Genomic DNA, 20,850 nt, shown 5'->3' with positions numbered 1-20,850 from the left:
GAACCTCTTCGTCAACACCCCCGACATCCTGCACGCCTCCCTCCAGCACGGCGGCAGGCCCGCCTTCGAGGTCCGCGCCGTCCTGGCCGCCACCCTCTCCCCCACCTGGGGCGTCTACAGCGGCTACGAACTCTGCGAGAACACCCCCCTGCGCGAGGGCAGCGAGGAGTACCTCGACTCCGAGAAGTACCAACTCCGCCCCCGCGACTGGGAGGCCGCCGCCCGAGAGGGCCGCACCATCGCCCCCCTCATCACCCGCCTCAACGAGATCCGCCGGGCCCACCCCGCCCTGCGCCGACTGCGCAACCTGCGTTTCCACGCGACCGACAACGACGCGGTCATCGCCTACAGCAAGACCACGGGCGACGACACCGTCCTCGTCGTCGCCAACCTCGACCCGCACCGCACCCAGGAGGCGACGGTCTCGTTGGACATGCCGCAACTCGGCCTGGAGTGGGGCGCATTCACGTCGATGCGGGACGAACTGACGGGCGAGACCTACGACTGGGGCAGGAGCAACTACGTACGCCTCGAACCCGGCCGCTCCCCGGCCCATGTGCTGCACGTCATGCGCTAGTCCCGCACCCACCCGCCACCGATCGGAGGGCCACGGCCTCATGACAGTCAACCAGCCCGTCCCGGACACCTTCGAGGACACCCCCGCCAAGGACCGGGACCCGGATTGGTTCAAACGCGCGGTCTTCTACGAGGTCCTCGTCCGGTCCTTCCAGGACAGCAACGGCGACGGCGTCGGCGACCTCAAGGGCCTCACCGCCAAGCTCGACTACCTCCAGTGGCTGGGCATCGACTGCATCTGGCTCCCGCCCTTCTTCAAGTCCCCCCTGCGCGACGGCGGTTACGACGTCTCCGACTACACCGCCGTCCTCCCCGAGTTCGGCGACCTCGCCGACTTCGTCGAGTTCGTCGACGCCGCCCACCAGCGCGGCATGCGCGTCATCATCGACTTCGTCATGAACCACACCAGCGACCAGCACCCGTGGTTCCAGGAGTCCCGCAAGGACCCCGACGGCCCCTACGGCGACTACTACATGTGGGCCGACGACGACAAGCAGTACCCGGACGCTCGCATCATCTTCGTCGACACCGAGGCCTCCAACTGGACCTTCGACCCGGTCCGCAAGCAGTACTTCTTCCACCGGTTCTTCTCCCACCAGCCGGACCTCAACTACGAGAACCCCAAGGTCCAGGAGGAGATCCTGGCCGCGCTGCGGTTCTGGCTGGACCTCGGCATCGACGGCTTCCGGCTGGACGCGGTGCCCTACCTCTACGCGGCCGAGGGCACCAACTGCGAGAACCTGCCCGCCAGTCACGCGTTCCTGAAGCGGGTGCGCAGCGAGATCGACCGGATGTATCCGGACACGGTGCTGCTGGCGGAGGCCAACCAGTGGCCCGAGGACGTCGTCGACTACTTCGGCGACTACCGCAGCGGCGGCGACGAGTGCCACATGGCGTTCCACTTCCCCGTCATGCCCCGCATCTTCATGGCCGTGCGCCGCGAGTCCCGCTACCCCGTCTCCGAGATCCTCGCCAAGACGCCCGCGATCCCCTCGGGCTGCCAGTGGGGCATCTTCCTGCGCAACCACGACGAGCTGACCCTGGAGATGGTCACCGACGAGGAACGCGACTACATGTGGGCCGAGTACGCCAAGGACCCGCGGATGCGCGCCAACATCGGCATCCGCCGCCGCCTCGCCCCGCTCCTCGACAACGACCGCAACCAGATCGAACTCTTCACCGCGCTGCTCATGTCGCTGCCCGGCTCGCCGATCCTCTACTACGGCGACGAGATCGGCATGGGCGACAACATCTGGCTCGGCGACCGCGACGCCGTCCGCACCCCCATGCAGTGGACGCCCGACCGCAACGCCGGATTCTCCTCCTGCGACCCCGGACGGCTCTCCCTGCCGACCATCATGGACCCCGTCTACGGCTACCAGGTCACCAACGTCGAGGCGTCGATGTCGTCGCCGTCGTCGCTGCTGCACTGGACCCGCCGCATGATCGAGATCCGCAAGCAGAACCCCGCCTTCGGCCTCGGCACCTACACCGAGCTGCCGTCGTCCAACCCGGCCGTCCTGGCGTTCCTGCGCGAGCACGAGGACGACCTCGTGCTCTGCGTCAACAACTTCTCCCGCTTCCCGCAGCCCACGGAACTCGATCTGCGCGCCCACGACGGCCTGCACCCCGTCGAACTGATCGGCGGGGTGCGCTTCCCCGCGATCGGCGAGCTGCCGTACCTGCTCACGCTCGGCGGCCACGGCTTCTACTGGTTCCGGCTCACCCGCGTCCCCGCCCGGACCGGTCGGCGTCGTTGAGCCGGCGAAAGGACGCGTGACCATGACGAAGACCGCAACGCTCGTCCCCAGACACGCCGGCACCGCCGGGCCGCTCACCTCGCTGGCCGGGCTGCTGTGCGAGTGGCTGCCCCGGCAGCGCTGGTTCGCGGGCAAGGACCGGCCGCTGACCGAGCTGAACCTGCTGTCGATGACCGAGCTGTTCCCCGGCTGCCTGCACGTCCTGGTCGAGGCCGGGGACTGCTACCAACTGCTCCTGGGCACCCGGGAACGTCCGGTGCCGCACCTGGCGCACGCCCTCATCGGCAGGGCGCAGCAGGGGCCGCTCGCCGGGCTCACGATCTACGACGCGCTCCACGACCCGCGCTCGGCGCGCTTCCTGCTGGAGCGGCTGCGCCACCCCGGCACCGCGGGTCCGCTGCGCTTCGAGGCCGACCCGGCCGTCCGGGTGCCGTCGGGGCTCGCACCGCGGCTGCTGGAGACGGAGCAGTCCAACTCCTCGCTGGTGTACGGCGACGCGTTCATCCTCAAGGTCTTCCGGCGCGTGCAGCCCGGGGTCAACCCCGATCTGGAGGTGCCGGGCGCGCTGGCCGCGCAGGGGTGCGGCCGGGTGCCCGCGCCGGTGGCCTGGTTCCGGACGGCGTACCCGATGGGCGCCACCCTGGGCGTGCTCCAGCCGTATCTGCCGAACGCCCGCGACGGCTGGGCGCTGGCGCTGCGGGCGCTTGCCGCGGGGGACGACTTCACCGCCGCCTCGCACGAGTTGGGCGAGGCCATGGCGGAGGTGCACCTCGCGCTCGCCTCGGCCTTCCCGCGCGGACGGCACGACGACGGCGCGCGGACGGCCGCCGCGATGGCCGAGCGGCTGACCGCCGCGGCCCGCGCGGTGCCCGCGCTGCGGCCCCATGTGCCCGGTCTGCGCTCGGCGTTCGACGCGCTCGGCACCTGCGACCCGGGTCCCGCGGCGCAGCGTGTGCACGGCGATCTGCACCTGGGGCAGGTGCTGCGCACCGGCGGCGAGTGGTTCGTCACCGACTTCGAGGGCGAGCCGTCCCGGCCGCTCGCCGAGCGGCGCGCGCCGCGGTCCCCGGTCCGTGACATCGCGGGCATGCTGCGCTCCTTCGACTACGCGGCCCGCCAGCGCAGGCCCTGGAGCCCGAAGTGGGCCCACCGCTGCCGGGAGGCGTTCTGCGCGGGGTACGCCGGACGCGCCGGGTGGGACCCGCGCGCCGAACCCGCGCTGCTGCGCGCCCACGAGACCGACCGAGCCGTCTACGAGGTCCTCTACGAGGCCCGTCACCGCCCCGACTGGCTCCCCGTACCGATGGCGGCGATCGAGCGTCTCGCCGTAAGAGGAGGCTGACCCCCGTGGCCCTGCGTGACACCTCGCTCCCCGAGCCGTCCGGCCCGCTGACCCCGCGGCCCGGAGCGTGCGGGGCGGCGCCCGCGCTCGCGTCCGACGACCGCGCGCGCCTGCTCGCCGGGGCCCACCACGATCCGCACGCCCTGCTCGGCGCCCACCCGGTGCCGGGCGGGGTCGCGTTCCGGGCGCTGCGTCCCTGTGCCCGGTCGGTGAGCGTCGTCGTCCAGGGGCGGCGCACGGCGCTGCTGCCGGAGGGCGACGGGTTCTTCTCCGGGGTGCTGCCGCTGCCCGAAGTCCCCGCGTACTCCCTGCTGGTGGCCTACCCGGACGGCGAGCACGAGGCGCAGGACCCCTACCGCTTCCTGCCCGCGCTGGGCGAGGTCGATCTGCATCTGGTGCGCGAGGGCCGCCACGAGCAGTTGTGGAAGGCGCTCGGCGCGGAGCCCATGGTCCACCAGGGCGTGACGGGCACCCGGTTCGCGGTCTGGGCGCCGAACGCCCGAGGCGTGCGCGTCACCGGGGACTTCACCTGCTGGGACGGGACGGCTCTGCCGATGCGCTCGCTCGGCTCCTGCGGGGTGTGGGAGCTGTTCGTGCCGGGCGTCGGGGAGGGCGCCCGCTACAAGTTCGAGATCACCGCGCGCCACGGCGGTCGGTTCCTCAAGGCGGACCCGATGGCCCGCGCGACGGAGGTGCCGCCCGCCACCGCCTCCGTGGTGACGGCCGCGCACCACGAGTGGCGGGACGAGGAGTGGATGGCCCGGCGCGGCGAGGTGCCGCCGCACGAGGCGCCGTTCAGCGTCTACGAGGTCCATCTGCCGTCCTGGCGACCCGGGTTGACGTACCGTCAGCTTGCAGACGAGCTGCCCGCGTACGTGCAGGACCTGGGGTTCACGCACGTCGAGCTGATGCCGCTGGCCGAGCATCCGTTCGGCGGCTCGTGGGGCTACCAGGTCACGGGTTTCTACGCGCCGACCTCCCGCCTCGGCACCCCGGACGATTTCCGGTTCCTGGTCGACGCGCTGCACCGGGCCGGGATCGGGGTGATCCTCGACTGGGTGCCCGCGCACTTCCCCAAGGACGACTGGGCGCTGGCCAGGTTCGACGGGGAGCCGCTGTACGAGCCCGGGGACAGCAGGCGGGCCGAGCACCCGGACTGGGGGACGCTGGAGTTCGACTTCGGGCGGACCGAGGTGCGCAACTTCCTGGTGGCGAACGCGGTGTACTGGTGCGAGGAGTTCCACATCGACGGGCTGCGGGTGGACGCCGTCGCCTCGATGCTCTACCTCGACTACTCGCGCGACTCGGGGCAGTGGACGCCCAACGTGCACGGCGGACGCGAGGATCTGGACGCCGTCGCCTTCCTCCAGGAGATGAACGCGACCGTGTACCGGCGGGCGCCCGGGGTGGTGACGCTGGCGGAGGAGTCCACCGCCTGGGACGGGGTCACCCGGCCCACCGACAGCGGCGGCCTGGGCTTCGGCATGAAGTGGAACATGGGCTGGATGCACGACTCCCTCCAGTACATGGCCCACGAGCCGGTGCACCGCAAGTACCACCACCACGAGATGACGTTCTCGATGGTGTACGCCTACAGCGAGAACTACATCCTGCCGATCTCGCACGACGAGGTGGTGCACGGCAAGCGGTCCCTGGTCTCCAAGATGCCGGGCGACTGGTGGCGCCAACGCGCCGACCTGCGCGCCTACCTCGCCCACATGTGGGCCCACCCCGGCAAGCAACTCCTCTTCATGGGACAGGAGTTCGCCCAGGGCGCCGAGTGGTCCGAGGCGCACGGCCCGGACTGGTGGCTGCTCGACCCGGCCTACGGCGCCGAGGCCGACCACCGCGGCGTCCGCGACCTCGTCCGCGACCTCAACACCCTCTACACCGCCACCCCCGCCCTCTGGCAGCGCGACACCGACCCCGCGGGCTTCCAGTGGATCACCGGCGACGCCGCCGACGACAACGTCTTCGCGTTCCTGCGGCTCGACGCGGCGGGCGATCCGCTGCTCGCCGTCTGCCACCTCTCCCCCGTGGTCAGGCACGACTACCGCGTCGGCGTCCCGGACTCCGTCACCGCCTGGCGGGAGGTCCTGAACACCGACGCGGCGCGCTACGGCGGCAGCGGTGTGGCGAGCTGCGCCGGTCCGCTCACGGCGGGCTCACCGGGTGTCCACGGCCGCCCCGCGAGCATCCGGCTCACCCTGCCCCCGCTCGCCACCGTCTGGCTACGGCCCGCCTAGTACCGTGCCCGCCCCCCGGAGTGGGCCGCGAGGTCGCGTTCCAGGGCGTCGAGGGCCAGCCGCGCCTCGGCGATGCGGTCCCGCAGCGGCTCCTCGGGGCCGATCGCCGGGCGGAGTTCCTCCCGTTCCGATTCGCGGGCCTCGTCGAGGGAGGTGATGACCACCCCGATGAGGACGTTGACCAGGACGAACGAGGCGAGCAGCACATAGGAGGCGTAGTAGAGGATGCTCCAGCGCGAGACCTCGAGACCGGCGTGCACGGCGTCCCCGATGCCGTCCAGGGTCATCAGCAGGAAGAGGGTCAGCACCGCGCGGCCGATGGAGCCGTAGTGCTGCGGGTCGGCGCGGCCGAAGAAGACCCAGCCGACCATCGCGTACACGTACAGCAGCAGCGCGCCGACCAGCAGGAAGCTGAGGGTGCCGGGGAGGCTGCGCACCACCGCCGCCAGCACGATGCGCAGTTGGGGCAGGAAGCGGGCGGTGCGCAGCACCCGGGCCAGCCGCAGCAGGCGCAGGATCGTGGTGTTCTCGCGCACCAGGGGCAGGAAGGCGCAGAGCACCACGGCGAGGTCGAAGAGGTTCCAGGGGTCCTTCCAGAAGTCGCGCGGGCGGTCCGCGTGGGCTCCGAGCCGGACCAGGATCTCGGCGGTGAAGGCCGCGAGGCAGGTGTGCTCGGCCAGGCGCAACGGCCGGTGCCACTGCGCGGCGAGCCCGGAGTAGGTCTCCAGGCCAAGCAACGCCGCGTTCAGGACGATCACGACCAGGACCGTCACCGCGAACCAGCGTTCGTCGGTGCGGGCGCGGCACCATCGCGACAGGTCGTGACGGGTCGACCGTAACTGAATCTCGGTCAACGGGACTTGCTGCTCCGGCATGTCGGGTGTTCGCCTTCCAGGAAAAATTTCTACAGCACTGTAGATGCCGGAAGGACGGGCCGGACGCGCGGCCCGGCATCTGAGCCGGGCGTCAGCTCAATTGTCGGATCACGACTCCGACCGGTCCCGCCTCGGCTAGATTCGAGCACCGCCGAAACGGTTCGCGTCGGCGGAGCCCCACCCGTACACGTCAGGAGCAGCGCATGTGCGCCTACGCCCTCGCTCCCACCCCCCTCTCGCCCCTGACCGGCGGACTCGCCGACAGTGTCTTCGAGACGGCGGTCAGGACCCCCGACCTCCCGGTGCTCGCCCGCAGGCCCGCGCCCGGCTCCTCCGTCTGGGAGGAGGTCTCCGCCGCCGAGCTGCGGGACGAGGTGGTGGGTCTGGCCAAGGGGATGATCGCCTCCGGGATCTCCCCCGGGCACCGGGTCGCGATCATGGCCAGGACCCGGTACGAGTGGACGGTCCTGAGCTACGCGCTGTGGGCGGTGGGCGCCGAGGTGGTGCCGATCTACCCGACCTCCTCCCGGGACCAGGTCGAGTGGATCCTGCGGGACGCCAAGTGCGTGGCCGTGGTGGTCGAGGACGAACAGGCCGTCATGACGGTCGGATCGGTGTGCGGGGCGCTGCCCCTGCTGCGCCACGTCTGGCAGTTGGACTCGGGTTCGCTCGACGATCTGACGGCCGGCGGCGCGCTGGTGCCGATGACGACGGTCGACTCGCTGCGCCGGATCGTGCTGCCGGACTCGACGGCGGTGATCGCATACACCTCGGGCACCACGGGCCGCCCGCTGGGCTGCGCGCTCAGCCACCTCAACCTGGCCAGCTCCTGCGACACGCTCCTGGAGGGCTGGAGACAGACGGCCGCCCCGCCGGGCGAGCAGGGGGCGGTGCTCGCCTTCCTGCCGTTCTCCCACGTGTACGGCCTGATGATCCAGAACCTGTGCGTCCGCGGCGGCCTGCTGATGGGCCACGAGCCGGATCTGAGCGACGAGGCGCTGGCCGCCTCGCTGCGCTCGTTCCGGCCCACCTACTTCTACGCGGTGCCGTCGGTCTTCGAGAAGATGTACAAGACCTTCCTGCACACCGCCCAACAGGACGGCCGCGGGGCGCTGTTCGAGCGGGCCGCGAGCACCGCGCGGGACTTCGCCGCGGCCCTGGAGCGGCAGCGGCTGGGCGAGGGCTCGGGCCCCGGGCTCGATCTCCGGCTCCAGCACGCCCTGTTCGAGCGGACGGTGTACCGCAGGCTCCGGACGGCGTTCGGCGGCCGGGTGGTGCGCGGCACCTCGGGCGGATCGCCGCTCAGCCGTGAACTCTCCCATTTCTTCGAGGGCATCGGCATCTACGTCAACGACGGCTACGGGCTGACCGAGACCGGCGGCGGGGTCACCATGCAGCCGCTGGGCCGGGAGAAGTCGGGGACGGTCGGCCAGGCGCTGCCGGGTGTCGACCTGATGCTCTCGGACGACGGCGAGGTCATGGTCCGCGGGCGCACCGTGTTCCAGGGCTACCTCAACGAGGAGGCGGCGACCCGGGCGGTGCTGCGCGGCGGCTGGCTGGCCACCGGCGACCTCGGCTGGCTGGACGCCGACGGCTATCTGACGATCACCGGGCGCACCAAGGACGTCCTGGTCACGACGAGCGGCAAGAGCGTCGCCCCGGCCGCCCTGGAGCAGCGGCTGCGGATGCACCCGCTGATCCATCAGGCGGTCGTGGTGGGCGACAACCGGCCCTGTGTGGGCGCGTTGATCACCCTGGACCCCGAGTTCCTCGCGTACTGGCGCGGTTCGCTGTCGCTGCGCAGCGACACGCCGAGCCGGGAGGCCCGGGAGGAGAACGCGCTGCGCGAGGAGATCGGGCGGGCGGTGGCCGCGGCCAACAGCACGGTCTCGCGGTCCGAGTCCATCCGGGTCTTCCGGGTGCTGGCGCAGCCGTTCGGGCTGGCCAACGGGTTGCTGACCCCGTCGATGAAGCTGCGCAGGGACGCGATCGCCGCGCACTACGCGGCGGAGATCGACTCGATGTACCAGGCCCGCACCCGGGCCCCGCGGCCGAACGTGCCGGAGGAGCCGCCGGGTTGGGACGAGACGGACGACGTGTTCCGCTGACCGGCCGCCGCGCGGGGCGGCCGGTCAGCCCCGGTCGTGGACGTCCGCGCCGGTGGGCACGGAGCGCAGCGGCACCAGGACGTCGATGGTCTTGCCGCCGCCGGGGCGCCGTTCGACGGCGACCTCGACGGCCAGGCGCAGCACGAGCGGCCAGCCGTACCCGCTGACCCGGTGCCCGGGGGGCGCGGCGCCCGCGGAGCTGCGCGGCGCCGCCTCGCTGTGGTCGTGGACGAGCAGCCGGACGCCCGCGTCGGCCACCTCCACCTCGAATCCGGCCAGTCCGCCGCCGTGCCGGATGGCGTTGGTGACCAGCTCCGACACCACCAGCAGCAGGTCGATGACGTCCTCGTCGCGGGCGGTGCGCGACGGTGTGTTCCATTCCTCCCGCACCACCGCGCGCGCGTGGGCGCGGGCGGTGGCCGCGGTCGCCACCCCCGTGTCGGCCGTCGCACCTCCCGGGGGCGGTCCCGACAGCGCGGCCGGGCGCACGGTGTCACTCACCGTTCCGTCACTGCCCGGGGCGCCTCCATTGCCGTCACGACGTCATCGGTGAAGACGAAGTACCCCGTGGTGCCAGTCACCTCAAACAGCCTTTCGATGCTCTCGTTGAACGGTCCCGCCACCACCATCGGCCGGCCGGCCAGCCGGTGGGCCTCCTGCTCCTCCAGCAGCACGTGCAGGATCGAGGAGTCGGCGAACTCCGTTGCGGACAGGTCGACGACGGTACACACCGACACCGACCGCCGGGCGGTGCGCAGCGCCGCCTCCAGCAGGGGCGCGCTCTCCGCGTCGACGTCACCCCGTACCCGTACGACGACGCCGCCGTCCTCCGGGTGGCAGGTGACGGTGCTCTCCCGCTCCTCCGCCATCTCGGTCTCCCCTCGTTCAGGAGGCCGGGGTCCGCTGCCCCGGCAGGTCCCGGTAGTACGCGGCGACCCGTGTCAGGTAGTCGGGGTCGAGGGTCTCGCTGTCGGTCTCGAACCGGGGCGCCCCCTTCACCTCGGACCTGGTGCAGGCCACGGTGATGGTGCGGTTCTCGGTGTCGATGCCCGTCACGGTACCGGCCGGGACGAGGACACTGCGGCCGAACGCCCACACCGCGGTGTCGACCACCAGGTGCAGCATCCCGGCGGGGTCGGCCTCACGCTCCGCCACCCCGATGGTGCCGTCCGTCGAGTCGACGGTGTACCCGGTCAGGTCCTGTCCCTCCACATGGCCGGTCGTCGGTGCGTAGGACCAGATGCTGTCGGCGCTCACGCGGCTCCTTCCCTCACGTACGGTTGCCGAGCCGCCGGTCGGGCGGCTCCACAGCACCGCCTACCCTGGTCTTTCGCTCGCACGCTGGCCGCCCCTGATCTCCCCCCGGGCGGCCTAAGAGGCCCGCCGCGGCGCTCCGCCGGGGCCGGAACGGGTCAGCCGGTGCCGGGGCGTTCCTGGTCGCCGGACTTCCGCACGGGGGCGGTGAGGTACTCGTGGGTACCGGTCAGGTCGAGCAGCCGGTCGACACAGGTGGGACGTTTTTCCAAGGTCAACCGCGCGCCCAGCCGGTCCGCGCTGCGGCGGATCTGCAGCAGCGCCGAGAGCCCCGAGGAGTCGATGCACCGCAGTCCCGCCAGATCCAGGCGCAGCCACCGCGGGGGCGGCTCCGCCGCCGCGCCCGGGGTGAACAACCACGTGACGAGAGCGGTGAGTTCGTCGTGGTTGTCGAAGTCCAGATCGCCGTCGACGCGAACCTGGACCGCGTCGGGTCCGCGTTCGACGGTGAGTCCGAACGACGACGGGTGAGGGTGGGTCATGCGGCGGGTCCTGATCCGGGAGGGTGTGGCGCCGGCAGCAGGTGGTCCAGGGCCGCGCGCGCCTCGTGGAGGATCCTGGAGGCGCGCGGGAAGTCCTGGAGCTGCCGGCCGAGGAGGGCGAGGGCGGGGTCCAGTGAGCGGGCGGGCACGGAACGGGCGTCGAGGACCCCGGCCGTCCAGCGCAGGAAGCGCGGCAGGAACTCCGGGTCGTCCACGTAGAGGGCGACGGCGAGGTGGTCGACGATGTGGCCGATGTCCTCGGCGGTGCGCTCGCGCTGCTGGTGGGTGTAGGAGCGCATCGGCGGGTAGCGCTCCTCCAGCCGGGCGAGGGTCTCCTTGACGAGCTGGCGCCGGGTGGAGACGACCATCGTGTACTCCTGGTCCGCCAGGTGCGGCAGTCCGGACACGGCGCGCCGGTCGCAGCTCAGCGGGTCGGGCCGGTCGAGGCCGCGGGCCAGGACGTCGACGGCGGCGCGGGCGTCGGGCGCCCAGGCGTCCGCTCCCAGGGTCCTGGCGTAGCGGCCGTCGGGGCCGAAGGCGGCGCCGCCCGCGAGCACCGGCACGCCGACCGCCTGACAGGCGGTGATGGCGGTGTGCGCGGTGGGCAGGTGGAGCGAGAACGTCGCGGACAGGGCGACCGTCCGGGCGCCGGTGCGGTGCAGATGGCTCACCAGGTGCGGGACCGGGACGTGGGCGCCGAGGAAGTCGACGCGCAGGCCGTGGCGGCGCAGCACCTCGGAGAGCAGCCGGGCGGGCAGCGCGTGCCACTCGCCGTCCACGCACACCACGGTGACCCGGGTGCCGTGCGGCTCCGGGGGGCGGTGGCGGGGGTGGTGGCCGAGGGCGGCTATGACGCGTTCGTGGATGGCGGTCGCGGCGTGCTCCTGGGCCACGGTGAGGCGGTTGGCGGCCCATTCGGCGCCGACCCGCGCCTGGACGGCCGCGATCACGTCCAGGAGGGCCGACTCGACGGGGAGTCCGGCGTCGACGGCGCCCACGACGGTGTCGGAGGCGCGGTACTCGTCGCCGTCGCGCACGGCCTGCCAGAGGGCTTCGCGGACGTGGTCCAGGTCGGGGGCGGCGGTGCGCTGCACGTCGGTGGCCGTCACGCGGTGTACCTGCCGCGGGTGTGGCCGTCGACGGCGCTGAGGTGGGCGTGGCGCGGCGCGGTGACGGCCACCAGCGCCATGTCGTCGTGCCGGTTGCGGCCGACCCACTGCTCGGCGAGCATCCGCACGTGCGCGACGACGGCCTCCGCGGGCATTCCGGCGCAGTGCGCGAGGGCCTCCTCGACCCGCTGCTGGCCGAACATCTCGTCGCCGAGGGGGCCGCCGCGCGCCTCGGTGATGCCGTCGGTGAACAGCAGGCACGACTCGCCGGGTGAGAGGTCGATGTCGGCGGTGGTGGAGGAGATGTTGCGGAAGACGCCGACCAGGGTGCCCCGGGTGGGGGTGGTCTCGACCCGGCCGTCGGCGCGCACGATGAGCGGCGGCGGGTGCCCCGCGCTGGTGACGCGCAGGCGCACGGTGCGGCCGCGGCGGGCCACCGAGGCCAGCAGCAGGGTGGCGAACCGGGTGTGGTGGGAGCCGATCAGGGCGCTGTTGAGGAGGCCGAGGAGGCGCTGGTGGTCCTCGGAGAGCGGCAGCAGGGCGTGCAGGGTGTTGCGGATCTTCCCGGTCATGACGGCGGCTTCCAGGCCCTTGCCGCAGACGTCGCCGAGGACGACCAGGGTCTCCTGGCCGGGGTCGGCGCCCGGGTGGACGTCGTAGAAGTCGCCGCCGACGTGTTCACCCTCGCCCGAGGGCCGGTAGGCGCCGGCGAACTCCACGCCGTGCACCTCGTGCAGGGTCGGCGGGAGCAGTTCCCGCATCAGGGTGGAGGTGATGGCCGCCTGTTCGGCGTACATGCGGGCCGCGGAGAGGGCGGCTCCGGCGCGGGCCGCGAAGAGGCGGGCGAAGATCTCGTCGCTCTCGGAGAACGCCTGCCGGGTGTCGGGGCGCAGCAGGACCAGGGCTCCGGCGGGGACGCCCTGGCCGGGGAGCGGGGTCACGACGGCGGAGCCGACCGGGCCGTGGAAGTCGTCGGGGACGAGCCAGTCGGGGATGCCGGCCGGGTCGATCCAGCGCGAGGGGACCGGCGGGAAGCCGCTGAGGGCCTCGCTCAGGCCGGGCACGGTCGCCGGGTCGCAGCGCACCGTCCGGTGGACGGGGCTGCCGCCCTCCAGGCAGGAGGTGACGGGGAAGCGGTGGCCGCGGGCCGGGGCGACGACCACGGCGGCCTCGGCGAGGTGCCCGGCGGCCAGGGTCGCGGTGACGTCCATGCAGCGTTCGAGATTCAGCGAGGCCAGCAGGGCGCTGGAGGCGCGCGCGAGGAAGGCGGTGCGGCGGCGTTCGCCGTCGAGGGCGGCCTCGGCGAGGCGCCGGTCGGTGTCGTCGACGAGCCACCACAGGACGTCCCCGTCGGGGGTGCGGCTGGAGTGGGCCTCGAAGGTGCGGTCGCCAAGGCTGCCGTGCTCGGTCCCCGCGGCGTTCTGGCGCGGGACGGTGGGCAGGAGCCGGTCGTGCGCGTCGGCGATCCAGGCCGGGGCGACGTCCCGCAGACGGGTGCCGCTGACGGCGTCGGGCAGCAGGGCGGCGGCGGCCGGGTTCAGGTCGATCACGTCGCCCTTCGGATCCGCGAGCAGCACCGGGTAGGGCGCGGAGTTCCAGGCCGCGCCAGACGGTGTGCCCCGCGGAGCGGGAGGGGAGTGCTGGTGTGTCGTCACGTGTGAGGCACGCTTCCGCGCGCCCACCACCTTTCGGCCGACTACGAATGTTTCCTTACGACAACTCTCTCTCGCGGGCCGGGAGGGAGCAAGGGGCACCGGGCGCCGCCGACCCCTTCGCGGACGCGCACACCCCTTGTGAACTGCGACGCAGCGGCTCGGTGTTCACTCGAACGGGCAGTTGCGGACGCTCGGGTCCAAGCCGTGTCGCATCCAGCCTGAGCGGGACGTACGGAGACACGGTGCGCATGGTGTGAGGGTTCCGGGGTAATCGCGTTGGCGCCCTGGAAGACATCACGTCGAAGAATGAGGTACCCGTGTCCATCGCCCAGAATCCCCTGTCCGTCGAGGTCACCCTGCCGCGTGAGGACGTCGCCCTGATCGTGGTGGAGGGATACCTGGACATAGACACCGCCACGGAGTTCCAGCACCACCTCGCCAATCAACTCCACCACGGACGCAGGCACTTCCTGATCGATCTCTCGGGCGTGCCGTTCATGGACTCCTCGGGGATGAACATCGTGCTGCGGATCTACCAGGAGGTCCGGGAGATCTCCGGCAGCGTCCACATCATCTCCCCCGCTCCCGCGGTGCGCCGGGTGCTCGATCTGACCGGCGTGAGCATCACCGTGCCGGTGTCGGACAGCCTCGACGCGGCGCTCGGGCGCGTGGACGCGTCCCCACAATAGTTGTCGTTTGACAACTGTGCGGGCGAGGCAAGAGAGTGACGTCGCACAGCGCGCGGGAGGGGCCGAGGATGCACCGGTGGGAGTCCACCGCCGAGCACGCCGGACCTCCCGCGTCCGCCGCTCAGGCGGTCCGTGCGGGCGGCGCCTTCTCGTCGGCGTCCCCATGGATCTGCGCCGCGGCCGCGAGGCAGAACGCCTCCAGGCCGCTCAGCAGCGCGGACCGCTGCGCGGCCGGCATCTGTTCGAGGACCGACGTCAGCGCCGTCTCCCTGCGGGAGCGCAGATCGGTCAGGAACGCCCGGCCCCGGCGGCTCAGGTACAGGCGCAGCTCCCGCTTGCTGGTGCTGGCCGCCCGGCGCTCCATGAACCCCACGGCCTGGAGCCGGTCGCAGAGCCGACTGGTCGACGGCGGAGTGGAACCCAGCGCGTCGGCGAGCGTGCGCAGGTTGATTCCTTCGTTGTGTTCCAAGATGAAGAGGACACGCAGCTGGGAGGCGGAGACCGGCGCCGTCGAGGCGCGACCCCACAGGACTTCGAGAAGTTCCGCCGCCTCCGAGGTCACACGTGCCACCTCCTCGGGCTGCGGGCGCTGGTACGAGGACGTCACGCTGCCACTCTGGCAGGCTTCCGCACCGCTGTCAGGTCACCGGGCCCCGCGTCCTGTCCCGGCCGGTGCCTCACACAACGGACGGGCATGGCCGCCGAGAGCCGATCCGCACGGCGCACACGCCCCCGAACGGAATGGTGAAACCGAGAACGTGAACAGATTCGTGGCCGTCGAGAGAGCCCTGCGCAGCGCGGCTCCGCACCTGCTCCCGACGGCCGTCCGAGACGCCCTGCGCGCCGGGTACGGCGTGCTGGACTCCGAGCTCCTGATGGCCGACTACGGGATGGCCGTGCTCCAGCCGGTGCCCGACTCGCCGGGTCCCGGGGAGCCGGTGCCGCTGCACGGCAGCACCGAGGGCCGCGCCTTCGGCTCGCAGGACCCCGTCCTGGAGAAGGCCGTCGACGGGCGGGTCCGCGCCCACCTCCCGGTCACCGTGCGCGGCGACCGGCTCGGTGTGCTCACTGTCACACTCGCCTCGGTCGAGGAGGCACAGGCCGGGCTGCCCGAACTCGCGGAGCTGGCCGGGGTCCTGGGCCACGAGATGACCGTCGCCGAGCGCGACACCGACGTCTACCACCAGGCGCGGCGCCGGGACCGGCTCACGCTGGCCGCCGAGATGCAGTGGCAGCTGCTGCCCGCGCGCTCCTGCACCCGCCCCGAGTACGCGCTCGGCGCCCAGCTGGAGCCCGCGTACGCCATCTTCGGGGACAACTTCGACTGGTCCACGTCGGCCGACCGGCTGCTGCTGTACATCACCAACGGCATGGGCGAGGGCATCGACGCCTCGCTCCTGACCAACCTGGGCATCAACGCCCTGCGCAACGCGCGGCGGGCGGGCATCCCGATCGCCGACCAGGCCGCCCTCGCCGACCAGGCGATCTACGCGCATTACCGGGGCCAGGAGTACCTCTCGGTGCTGATGATCGACCTGGAGCTGTCCACCGGTCTGATGCGGGTGGTCGACGCGGGGTCGCCGCAGATGCTGCGGCTGCGCGAGCGGACGGTGACGGCCGTCGACTTCGAGGCGCAGCTCCCGCTGGGCATGTTCGAGGAGACCGACTACACCGCGCAGGAGTTCCAGTTGGTCCCCGGCGACCGGCTGGTCTTCGTCAGCGACGGGGTCCACGGGGTCGCGGGACCCGGCGGCGAGCGGTACGGGGAGCGGGCGCTGGCCCGCGCCATCAACTCGACGCGGCTGCTGCCCGCGGCGGACATGCCGGGCGCGGTGCTGCGGGAGCTGACCGGTCACCGGGGCAGCCCCGACCCGGACGACGACGCGCTGGTGGCCTGCCTGGACTGGTTCGGCACCACGGAGGAAGCACAGGCGTAGGGCGGATCCGCCCGCGCGGGCCCCGGCCGCCGAACACCGATTCCCCGGTCGCACGCCAGTCGTCGCGCGGGGCCTCCCGGAGGACGGCCCCGGCGGACCACGTGCCGCCGGGCACGCGGGCGCGGCTACAGTTGACGCCCGGCAATGGTCGCGCGCACCGCTCCTGACCGGCAGCGGGACCGGCGCGGCAGCACACGGACGACGCGAGCGAGGAGTGAGCAGGTGCCGGAGCAGGAAGCGGCGGAGCAGTACGGGACACCGGCCCGCGAGGTCGGGGAGTTCCTGCGGCGGCGGCGTGCGCAGATCGCCCAGCGGTGGGCCGACGAGTCCCTGTTCCGCACGGTGTTCACGGTCTCCCGCGACGAGGCGGTGGAGTCCGGCCTCGCTGTGGTGGAGGCGCTCGCGGCGGTGGCCGACGGCGGCCGGGTCCAGGACTCGGACGCGGCGGGCTTCGACGTCGTCCGGGAGCGGCTGGCCCGGATGGGCGCGTCCAGGTCCCGTGCGGGTCTGTCCACGGCGCGGGTGTCGACGGAGGTGGACGCGCTGCGTCCGCCCGCCGAGGACCTCCTCGTCGCCGACCTCCCCGACGCCCCCGAGCGGGTGGTGCGCGACTGCGTCACGACGCTGACCGTGCTCATGGGCACCCTGCGCCTGGTCGTGCTGGAGACGGTGCTGTCGGAGGGTCAGGAGCTGATCGAACGGCAGCGGTTGCAGCTCCTGGAGGTGGCCACGCCGGTCATCGAGCTGTGGGACGGCGTGGTGGCGGTGCCGCTGATCGGCACGCTGGACAGCGCCCGCAGCCAGGTCGTGATGGAGTCGCTGCTGGAGGCGATCGTCGACCAGCGGGCCCGGTTCGCGATCCTCGACATCACCGGGGTGCCGACGGTGGACTCGCTGGTGGCGCAGCACCTGATGAAGACGGTCGCCGCGGCGCGGCTGATGGGCGCGGAGTGCGTCGTCTCCGGCATCCGGCCCGCCATCGCCCAGACCATCGTGCACCTCGGTCTCGACCTCGGCACCGTGGTGACCCGGGCCAGCCTCGCCGACGCGCTGGCCTACGCGCTGCGCGAGTCGGACACCGGTCGGGCGAGCGCGGGGCCCGGCGGTTCGGGGCGCCCGTGAACGACGGCCCCTACCCGCACTCGGCGGGCCAGGTCCCGGTGCTGCGGCTGGGCGACGTCCTGCTCGTCACCGTCCAGGGCGACCTGTACGACAGCACGGCCCAGCGGCTCCAGGACGACATCGGCGCGGGCGTCGCGGCGGGCGGGGTGACCGGGGTGGTGATCGACATCTCCGGCGTGGAGGTCGTCGACTCCTTCCTGGCGCGGGTCCTCGCCGAGATCGCCGCCGGGTCGGCGCTGCTGGCGGCGCGGACCGTGGTGTCCGGCATGCGGCCCGCGGTCGCCATCACGCTGGTGGAGCTGGGTCTGACGCTGCCCGGCCTGGAGACCGCCCTCGACACCGAGGCGGCTCTGGCGCTGCTGTCCCGCGGGACCGGCGGGACGTTCCGGGAGCCGCGCTGATGGAGACGTCGACGGGGGTCGGGGCCGACCTGCCGATCCGCTCGGACACGGATCTGATGTGGGTGCGCCAGCACGTGCGGCAGGCCGCAGCGCAGCTCGGTTTCGGGCTGGTCGCGCAGACGAAACTGGTCACCGCGGCGAGCGAACTGGCCCGCAACACGCTGGTGCACGGCGGCGGCGGCCGGATGGAGTCGGCGCCGCTCGGCCAGGGGCGGGCGCGCGGACTGCGGCTGTCCTTCCACGACGAGGGGCCCGGCATCCCCGATCCGGAGCGCGCGCTGACCGACGGCTACACCTCGGGCGGCGGTCTCGGCATGGGGCTCGGCGGAGCCCGGCGGCTGGTGCACGAGTTCTCCATCGACAGCGCGCCCGGCCGGGGCACCACCGTCACGGTGGTCTCCTGGGCGGCCGCGCCTCCGCGCCCGCGTGAGGAGTCCTGATGCCCCGTCTGTGGGACGTCCCGGTGCACGACTCGACCCGGGTGCGGGACGCCCGGGTGGCCGCCGAGGAGGCCGCCGCGGCGGCCGGGCTGGACGCGGCGCGGACCGCGGACGCCGCGCTGGTCGCCACCGAGCTGGCCACCAACCTGCTCAAGCACGCCAGGGGCGGCAGGCTGGTGCTCGACGTGGTGCCCGCGGCCGGTCCCGGCGGGCCCGCCGCCGCGACGGCGGTGCAGATCGCCGCGCTCGACCACGGCCCCGGCATGGCCGACGTCGCGACGGCCCTCGGGGACGGGTTCTCCACCGCGGGCTCGCTCGGGGCGGGCCTCGGCACCTGCCGCAGGCTCGCCGACGACTTCACGGTGCACAGCGTGCCGGGCCGGGGCACGGTGGCGGTGGCCCGGGTGGGCGCCGCGGGCGCGGACGGCACCGGGGGGCGAGTGCGGGTCGGCGGGCTCAACGTGCCCTACGCCGGGGCGGACCACTCGGGGGACGCCTGGACGTGCGTGGCCGACGCGGACCGGGTCACGCTGATGATGGCCGACGGGCTCGGGCACGGTGTCGAGGCGGCCCGCGCCTCGACGGCCGCCGTCGAGGCGCTGCGCGGCGCCGCCCTGCTCTCCCCCGCCGCCGCCCTCGCCCGCCTCGACACGGCGTTGCGCGGCACCCGGGGCGCCGCCGTCGCCGTCGCCCAGCTCGACGGCGGGGTGCTGCGGTTCGCGGGCGTCGGCAACATAGGGGCACGGCTCAAGGAGGGCGACGACTGGCGCCCCCTGCTGTCCCGGCCCGGCATCGTGGGCGTGCACCGGCCAGGCACCCTGCGCGAGACCGAACTCCCGTGGGACGGCGACCGGTTGCTGGTGCTGCACAGCGACGGACTGCCCAGCCGCTGGGTGCCGTCGGCCGACCCCGGGCTGCTGCGCGGCGACCCGGCCGTGCTGGCCGCCGTGACGATCCGGGACGCGGGCGGCCCGGCCAGCCCGGTGCGCGACGACACCGCCGTCGCGGTGCTGAGCCCGCCCGCCCGGGACCGGCGATGAAGCGCGTCCTGCACATCGCGTCGCCCACCGACGCGGCGCTCGCCCGCATCACCACCGCCCGGCTGGCCGCCGCGCACGGGGTGCCGACCCTCGAACGCACCCGGCTCGCCACCGCGTTGAGCGCCCAGTTGCGGGCCTGCCTCACCAAGGGCGGCCGGTGGCGGCTCACCCTGGAGACCGACGGCGTGGAGGAACGGGCGCTGCACGCCGTCGTCGTCCCTGCGGACGCGGAGCAGCCGGCCGTCCTGCCGCCGTGGCGCACGACCGTCATCTCCACCCGGGAGGGCGTCGCGCCGGACGGCGCGGACGGTCCCGCCGGGCTCGCGGAGGCGCTCCTGGGCGCCGACGAGGACACCGCCGTGGTGCTGGAGAAGCTGCGCCAGCAGGAGGAGCTGGCGGAGTTCCACCGCGAGGAGCTGCACCAGACCAATCAGGGCGTGCTGGCGCTGCACGCCGAGCTGGACGCGGCGGGGCGGGCGCAGGAGGAGGCGTTCGCGGCGGAGCGGCACGCCCGCGAGGAGGCCGAGAACGCGCGCCGCAGGCTGCGGTTCCTCGCCGACGCCAGCGCGGTCCTCACCTCGTCCCTCAACCACGAGGCGATCGTGCGCAGGCTGCCGGGACTGCTGGTGCCCGAGTACGCCCGCACCGTCGACGTGTGGCTGGCCGACGGCGAGGACCGGGTGCCCGAGCCGGACCGCCCGGCCGCGGTGGCGATCGCGGCCCGCACCGGCCGCCCGCAGTACGCGGGCCCGCGCCCCGGCGGGCTGCCCGGGGTGGTCGACCAGCCTCCGTCCGGGACCGACCGGGGACGGCCGCTGCTGTGCATCCCGCTGCCCACCCCCCGGGCGCCGCTGGGCGTGCTGACCCTCACCCCGCCCGGCGAGCACTGGGACCCGGACGACGCGGTGATGCTGATCGAGCTGGCCAGGCGGGCGGGCACCGCGATCGACAACGCCCGCCGCTACGAGGTCAACCGGGACATCGCCGAGACCCTCCAGCGGGCCCTGATGACCGACCTGCCCACCACCCCGGGGCTGCGGGTCGCGGCCCGCTACCTGCCCGCGACGCACGGCCTGAACGTCGGCGGCGACTGGTACGACGCGTTCCGGCAGCCGGACGGCAGCCTGATCGTCGTCATCGGGGACGTCACCGGGCACGGGCTGCGCGCGGCCGTCATGATGGGCCAGCTGCGCACGGCGCTGCGGGCCTACGCGGTCGACGGCGGCAGCCCCGGCCAGCTCCTGACCCGGCTGCACATCTTCCTGCACCACCTCCAGCCCGACCTGTACGCCACCGCCGTCATCGCCCGCTTCCGGCCCGGCGACCCCGAGCTGACCTGGGCGGCGGCCGGTCATCCGCCGCCCGTGCTGCGCACCCCCGACGGGCGGGTGCGGACGCTGGACGCGAAGCCCGGCGCGATGCTCGGCATCCCGCTGCGGCAGGACATCGCGGACCACACCGTGCGGATGCCGCCGGGGTCCACCCTGGCGCTCTACACGGACGGCCTGGTGGAGCGCCGCGCCCAGGGCATAGACCCCGGGATCGAGCGGCTCGGGGACGTCCTGGGCGCCCTCGACGCCGAGCGGCTCGCCACCGACCTGGACGGCTGCGCGGAGGGGCTGCTGCATCCGCTGCTCAGCGACTCCGAGCGGGACGACGACGTCTGCCTGCTGCTCTGTCACATCGCGGCCGACGGCGCCTGAGCCGCCCCCGGGGGCGCCGCGTTCGGCCGCCTGCCGCACCCGGCTGGCGCG

20 protein-coding genes are annotated in these 20,850 nt (G+C 73.4%); 12 read left to right on the top strand and 8 right to left on the bottom strand.

What is annotated here, in order from left to right:
* The 4 genes from GA0115242_RS28920 to glgB all read left to right on the top strand — a co-directional run.
* Positions 1 to 577, top strand: a 577-nt coding sequence (locus GA0115242_RS28920; protein ID WP_141721783.1) for an alpha-glucosidase C-terminal domain-containing protein, incomplete at its 5' end; no start/stop codon positions are given.
* Between the two features lie 40 nt (positions 578 to 617).
* Positions 618 to 2,336 carry a maltose alpha-D-glucosyltransferase gene (gene treS, locus GA0115242_RS28915; RefSeq protein ID WP_093833614.1) on the top strand — a complete coding sequence of 573 codons (1,719 nt, stop codon included), beginning with the start codon at positions 618 to 620 and terminating at the stop codon, positions 2,334 to 2,336.
* Between the two features lie 22 nt (positions 2,337 to 2,358).
* Positions 2,359 to 3,678 (top strand): maltokinase N-terminal cap-like domain-containing protein, encoded by a 1,320-nt coding sequence (locus GA0115242_RS28910; RefSeq protein ID WP_093833612.1) that lies wholly within the window; start codon positions 2,359 to 2,361, stop codon positions 3,676 to 3,678.
* Between the two features lie 5 nt (positions 3,679 to 3,683).
* Positions 3,684 to 5,924 (top strand): 1,4-alpha-glucan branching enzyme, encoded by a 2,241-nt coding sequence (gene glgB, locus GA0115242_RS28905; RefSeq protein WP_093833610.1) that lies wholly within the window; start codon positions 3,684 to 3,686, stop codon positions 5,922 to 5,924.
* Here glgB and GA0115242_RS28900 read toward each other — a convergent pair.
* Entirely contained in the window at positions 5,921 to 6,799 is an 879-nt protein-coding gene (locus GA0115242_RS28900; RefSeq protein WP_093833608.1) for an ion transporter, read from the bottom strand. The two genes, glgB and GA0115242_RS28900, sit on opposite strands and share 4 nt — an antisense overlap.
* Before the next feature lie 203 nt (positions 6,800 to 7,002).
* Here GA0115242_RS28900 and GA0115242_RS28895 point away from each other — a divergent pair, with 203 nt between their 5' ends.
* Positions 7,003 to 8,907 carry an AMP-dependent synthetase/ligase gene (locus GA0115242_RS28895; RefSeq protein ID WP_093833606.1) on the top strand — a complete coding sequence of 635 codons (1,905 nt, stop codon included), beginning with the start codon at positions 7,003 to 7,005 and terminating at the stop codon, positions 8,905 to 8,907.
* Between the two features lie 24 nt (positions 8,908 to 8,931).
* Here the strand turns inward: GA0115242_RS28895 and GA0115242_RS28890 are convergent, their stop codons facing one another.
* The 6 genes from GA0115242_RS28890 to GA0115242_RS28865 all read right to left on the bottom strand — a co-directional run bounded on the left by GA0115242_RS28890 (position 8,932) and on the right by GA0115242_RS28865 (position 13,467).
* Positions 8,932 to 9,408, bottom strand: a complete 477-nt coding sequence (locus GA0115242_RS28890; RefSeq protein ID WP_256089785.1) for an ATP-binding protein — start codon at positions 9,406 to 9,408, stop codon at positions 8,932 to 8,934.
* On the bottom strand, positions 9,405 to 9,776 hold the full coding sequence (locus GA0115242_RS28885; protein ID WP_093833604.1) for an STAS domain-containing protein: 372 nt from the start codon (positions 9,774 to 9,776) through the stop codon (positions 9,405 to 9,407). Before GA0115242_RS28885 ends, GA0115242_RS28890 begins: the two co-directional genes overlap by 4 nt.
* Before the next feature lie 16 nt (positions 9,777 to 9,792).
* A complete protein-coding gene (locus tag GA0115242_RS28880; RefSeq protein ID WP_093833602.1) occupies positions 9,793 to 10,164 on the bottom strand; it encodes a hypothetical protein in 372 nt (123 codons plus the stop codon).
* 155 nt (positions 10,165 to 10,319) lie between these two features.
* Complete coding sequence (locus GA0115242_RS28875; RefSeq protein WP_093833600.1) at positions 10,320 to 10,703, bottom strand: STAS domain-containing protein; 384 nt, start codon at positions 10,701 to 10,703, stop codon at positions 10,320 to 10,322.
* A complete protein-coding gene (locus GA0115242_RS28870; protein ID WP_256089784.1) occupies positions 10,700 to 11,812 on the bottom strand; it encodes a cobalamin B12-binding domain-containing protein in 1,113 nt (370 codons plus the stop codon). Before GA0115242_RS28870 ends, GA0115242_RS28875 begins: the two co-directional genes overlap by 4 nt.
* Positions 11,809 to 13,467 carry a PP2C family protein-serine/threonine phosphatase gene (locus GA0115242_RS28865; protein ID WP_256089783.1) on the bottom strand — a complete coding sequence of 553 codons (1,659 nt, stop codon included), beginning with the start codon at positions 13,465 to 13,467 and terminating at the stop codon, positions 11,809 to 11,811. Before GA0115242_RS28865 ends, GA0115242_RS28870 begins: the two co-directional genes overlap by 4 nt.
* 317 nt (positions 13,468 to 13,784) lie before the next feature.
* Between GA0115242_RS28865 and GA0115242_RS28860 the strand changes: the two genes are divergently transcribed.
* Positions 13,785 to 14,156, top strand: coding sequence for an STAS domain-containing protein (locus tag GA0115242_RS28860; protein WP_093833596.1), 372 nt, complete (start codon positions 13,785 to 13,787; stop codon positions 14,154 to 14,156).
* A gap of 121 nt (positions 14,157 to 14,277) precedes the next feature.
* Here GA0115242_RS28860 and GA0115242_RS28855 read toward each other — a convergent pair whose 3' ends face one another.
* Positions 14,278 to 14,763 carry a MarR family winged helix-turn-helix transcriptional regulator gene (locus GA0115242_RS28855; RefSeq protein ID WP_176729932.1) on the bottom strand — a complete coding sequence of 162 codons (486 nt, stop codon included), beginning with the start codon at positions 14,761 to 14,763 and terminating at the stop codon, positions 14,278 to 14,280.
* A gap of 151 nt (positions 14,764 to 14,914) precedes the next feature.
* Here GA0115242_RS28855 and GA0115242_RS28850 point away from each other — a divergent pair, with 151 nt between their 5' ends.
* The 6 genes from GA0115242_RS28850 (at position 14,915) to GA0115242_RS28825 (ending at position 20,799) form a co-directional block, all read left to right on the top strand.
* Complete coding sequence (locus GA0115242_RS28850; protein ID WP_093833592.1) at positions 14,915 to 16,093, top strand: PP2C family protein-serine/threonine phosphatase; 1,179 nt, start codon at positions 14,915 to 14,917, stop codon at positions 16,091 to 16,093.
* Between the two features lie 222 nt (positions 16,094 to 16,315).
* Positions 16,316 to 17,215 carry an STAS domain-containing protein gene (locus tag GA0115242_RS28845; protein WP_093833590.1) on the top strand — a complete coding sequence of 300 codons (900 nt, stop codon included), beginning with the start codon at positions 16,316 to 16,318 and terminating at the stop codon, positions 17,213 to 17,215.
* Positions 17,212 to 17,616, top strand: coding sequence for an STAS domain-containing protein (locus GA0115242_RS28840; protein ID WP_093833588.1), 405 nt, complete (start codon positions 17,212 to 17,214; stop codon positions 17,614 to 17,616). Before GA0115242_RS28845 ends, GA0115242_RS28840 begins: the two co-directional genes overlap by 4 nt.
* On the top strand, positions 17,616 to 18,056 hold the full coding sequence (locus tag GA0115242_RS28835; protein ID WP_093833586.1) for an anti-sigma regulatory factor: 441 nt from the start codon (positions 17,616 to 17,618) through the stop codon (positions 18,054 to 18,056). Before GA0115242_RS28840 ends, GA0115242_RS28835 begins: the two co-directional genes overlap by 1 nt.
* On the top strand, positions 18,056 to 19,096 hold the full coding sequence (locus tag GA0115242_RS28830; protein WP_093833584.1) for a SpoIIE family protein phosphatase: 1,041 nt from the start codon (positions 18,056 to 18,058) through the stop codon (positions 19,094 to 19,096). The genes GA0115242_RS28835 and GA0115242_RS28830 overlap by 1 nt, the downstream gene beginning before the upstream one ends.
* On the top strand, positions 19,093 to 20,799 hold the full coding sequence (locus tag GA0115242_RS28825) for a PP2C family protein-serine/threonine phosphatase (protein WP_093833582.1): 1,707 nt from the start codon (positions 19,093 to 19,095) through the stop codon (positions 20,797 to 20,799). Before GA0115242_RS28830 ends, GA0115242_RS28825 begins: the two co-directional genes overlap by 4 nt.
* The last annotated feature ends 51 nt before the right edge of the window (positions 20,800 to 20,850 follow it).

Origin of the sequence: Streptomyces sp. SolWspMP-5a-2, assembly GCF_900091845.1 — a bacterium.
Taxonomy (GTDB): Bacteria; Actinomycetota; Actinomycetes; order Streptomycetales; family Streptomycetaceae; genus Streptomyces; species Streptomyces doudnae.
The sequence above is the reverse complement of the archived record's forward strand: the minus strand, read 5'-3'. Positions and strand labels throughout refer to the sequence as shown.